This window comes from Pseudoalteromonas sp. Z1A8 (assembly GCF_011378855.1).
In the GTDB taxonomy this organism is placed as follows: domain Bacteria; phylum Pseudomonadota; class Gammaproteobacteria; order Enterobacterales; family Alteromonadaceae; genus Pseudoalteromonas.
Window position 1 is genome coordinate 1 of the sequence record NZ_WTLB01000107.1, and the last position, 3,026, is coordinate 3,026.

General features: G+C 38.0%; 4 protein-coding genes. All 4 read left to right on the forward strand.

The genetic code is table 11. The features are described from left to right. Positions 1-448: hypothetical protein (locus GQR55_RS19745; RefSeq protein ID WP_166421934.1), on the forward strand; the 448-nt coding region annotated here is incomplete at its 5' end. A 214-nt stretch (positions 449-662) separates the two neighbouring features. Then, positions 663-1,547: a replication initiation protein gene (locus GQR55_RS19750; protein ID WP_166421935.1), complete on the forward strand. Its 885-nt coding sequence runs from the start codon at positions 663-665 to the stop codon at positions 1,545-1,547. A 337-nt stretch (positions 1,548-1,884) separates the two neighbouring features. Then, positions 1,885-2,214 (forward strand): MobC family plasmid mobilization relaxosome protein, encoded by a 330-nt coding sequence (locus tag GQR55_RS19755; RefSeq protein WP_166421936.1) that lies wholly within the window; start codon positions 1,885-1,887, stop codon positions 2,212-2,214. Beyond that, positions 2,195-3,026, forward strand: an 832-nt coding sequence (locus tag GQR55_RS19760) for a relaxase/mobilization nuclease domain-containing protein (protein ID WP_166421937.1), incomplete at its 3' end; no start/stop codon positions are given. The genes GQR55_RS19755 and GQR55_RS19760, both read left to right, overlap by 20 nt.

The following is a 3,026-nucleotide window of genomic DNA, read 5'->3' on the forward strand; positions in this document are numbered from 1 at the left end:
AAAAAAGCAAAAATACAATCGAGAACGCTATAAACAAACAGAGTTCGGAAGTATTAAATCAGTTAACAACGCACTCGAAACAGTACGAAACAGCATTAAAGAAGTCACAGAGCAAAACAATGCTGATCTTCAGTATCGGGGTGATTTTAGGCATATCAATGGTAATCGGGTTACTAGCACTGGGCTTGAAATTTCAAATAATCAAATTAATGATAGGCTAAATCAGTATGAACGAGATTCAAAAACAATTGACGCACACGATAGCGACTTTAGAGAAGTTGAACAAAAAGCAAAGTATCGAATTAGAGGAACAAGCGATCAAATATCAAGAGCACTTGATAGAATCGGAGAAACGTTTGAGCAATATGGAAACGCAGCTATCAAGCTTAATAGACTTCATAGAGAGCAACGTGTCGAAAGTGAACCAAGCTTTAGACATAGATTCTAATTAATTCGTTAAAACGTCTTAGAATGCTTTTTAGAGCGTTATTGAATTTAAAAACTAAAAGAGTAAACTAAAGCCAGTCGCCAAAATTCAGGCGAAAAAAAACCTCAATTATTGGAGTGCAATCCTATGAGGTTTTCTTCTTCAAATACGGGATTAATATTATGCTAAAAAGCAGAACATTTCAACTATATCCCCCAAAGTTTTTGGGTGAGATATGTCATTATTAAAAAAAGTAAAATCAACGCTACCTGACTTTATTCATGTGCTACCAGAGAAAAACAAGCCAGCAATATGGATGCCAAAATCAAGAGCTATAGAATATGAAAGATTGTGCTTACATAAAAATGATCGGCATTTTCTTATCGTTGATTATGACGTAAAAAACGGCAAAGAACCAAAATTCTATAATCACTACGATATAGAGCCAAATTTTATTATATACAACCCCGCCAATTTAAATCACCAAGCTTTTTGGCTTTTACGCGATCCAGTTCACGTTCAAAATAAATCTAAGTTCAACAAGCCGAATTTGTTTTTAAAAGCTATAGAGCGAGCGTATGACGAAAAATACGACTGTGATAATCATTTTGCACGATACATCAGCAGAAATCCGTTATACCCCTTCTCAGACACTGATTGGAGACACGACAGAGAGCACACACTGAATGAGCTTGCAGAAGTCGTTAATTTAAATCAAAAGCGGATTAGAGCAGGTAATCGCGAAGTTCAAGGAACTGGACGGAACAGAGAAGTTTTTGACGATTTAAGAAGATGGGCATACAAGCAAGATACAAGTGAAATAAGTTATAGCGACTTTTTCAACAAAGTTTTAATCAAAGCGATTAGTTACAACACGTATAAAAATCCGATGCAACTCAGCGAAGTTGAATCAATAGCAAAATCAGTAGCACAGTACACATTCAATAAAACATTCAATCAGGGTGACTATGCGGCTTTTTGTGCTCGACAAGCTGAGCGAGGTCGCAAGGGTGGCTTAGTCAGTCGTGGTGGCGGTAGAACGTCACTTGGAGAGCCTTGGCTTGATTTAAACATATCAAGAGCAACATACTTTAGACGTAAAAAAACAGGGGCTTTATAGTCCTTTTTTTTGCGTGAGACTAAACAAGCCATATCAGTTGATCCACCATAGGTGGAAAACTACAAAGTAGTTTTAGTCTCTGTCTTTTCAATGTAGCACTAAACAAGCCATATCAGTTGATCCTCTCCCACTCAAATTTAAAAAATCTCTTTCCGTTCTTTTTTTAATCGTGTGATAAAATAAGTTAAACAAAAAGACGCGTTATCCATATTTTGAACACGTCTTTAGCCAGTATACACAGCGACCCCGCACAAACTTCGTTTGCTTGGTTCACTGTGACTGGTTAGGGGAGACCCCTAAATCCCCCGAAAACACATATAAAAACGCAGGCATTTTTATGAAAGAAAAGAGAACTAAATCAGTAAAAATCAGATTGCTTGATTCTGAATTTGAACAACTACAACAGACAAAACAATGTAGCGAACTTGCTACTTGGATGCGTGAAACTTGTTTGAATAAAAAAGCAAAACGCAGAAATCCACCGCCGCCGGTTGATCCGCTTTTGCTTCGTCAATTAGCTGCTCTGGGTAATAACGTTAATCAAATTGCACGGCAATGTAATTCAAAATTAGAACCTACCGATGCGCTTGAAGTGCTCGTCAGACTTGACGCAATTGAGACGTTCTTAAAAAAATTGAGGGATGATCATGCTAGTAAAATTTCATAATAGAGGGAAAGGTGGAGGCTCTGGCCCTGTAGATTACTTGCTCGGCAAAGATAGAAATCGTGAACTTGCCAGTGTTTTGCGCGGCGACCCTGAACAAACAAGGGAGCTAATCGACTCGTTACATTTTGCTAAAAAGTATACGAGTGGCGTACTTACGTTTGAAGAATCTGATTTACCCGACAGTAAAAAACAAGAGCTTATGAACGAGCTAGAGCGTCATTTGTTAGCGGGTTTAGATGCTAATCAATACGATATCTTATGGGTTGAGCATAGAGATAAGGGCAGATTAGAGCTTAATTTTGTTATTCCAAATATCGAATTAACAACGGGCAAACGTTTACAGCCCTACTATGACCCAGTTGATCGAGTTAGAAACGATGCTTTTCAAACTTACATGAATTGTAAGCATGAATTATCAGACCCAAACGACCCCGCCAAAACTAGACCACTGAGCTACTCTAGCGACTTTCCTCGCCCCCGTACTCTTCTTGACGTTGACAGAAAAAAAATTAGAGAAACCTTAACCGACTCTTTAGTGAATTTAATAGCTGTTGGGGGCATTAAAAATCGGGACGACATTGTTAATACACTGAATGATAACGGTTTTCCAGTTGTCAGAGATACAGAAAAATTCATTTCCATTCGCATTCCTGGAGACTCAAAAAATACCAGGCTAACAGGAGATATTTATGAGCAAAGTTTTAAAGCAAGTCGAAGCTTTTCAGAAGAAAACGGAGCAAGCATCGAACGCTATCGCGAAAATAGTACACAACGAATCAGCAAAGCTAGAAAGCTTTACGAGTCAGAGATTA

What these genes read in the sequence shown, in the direction of transcription:
- GQR55_RS19750 (WP_166421935.1), top strand. Translation starts at nt 663, where the DNA reads ATGTCATTATTAAAAAAAGTAAAATCAACGCTACCTGACTTTATTCAT.
- GQR55_RS19755 (WP_166421936.1), top strand. Translation starts at nt 1,885, where the DNA reads ATGAAAGAAAAGAGAACTAAATCAGTAAAAATCAGATTGCTTGATTCT.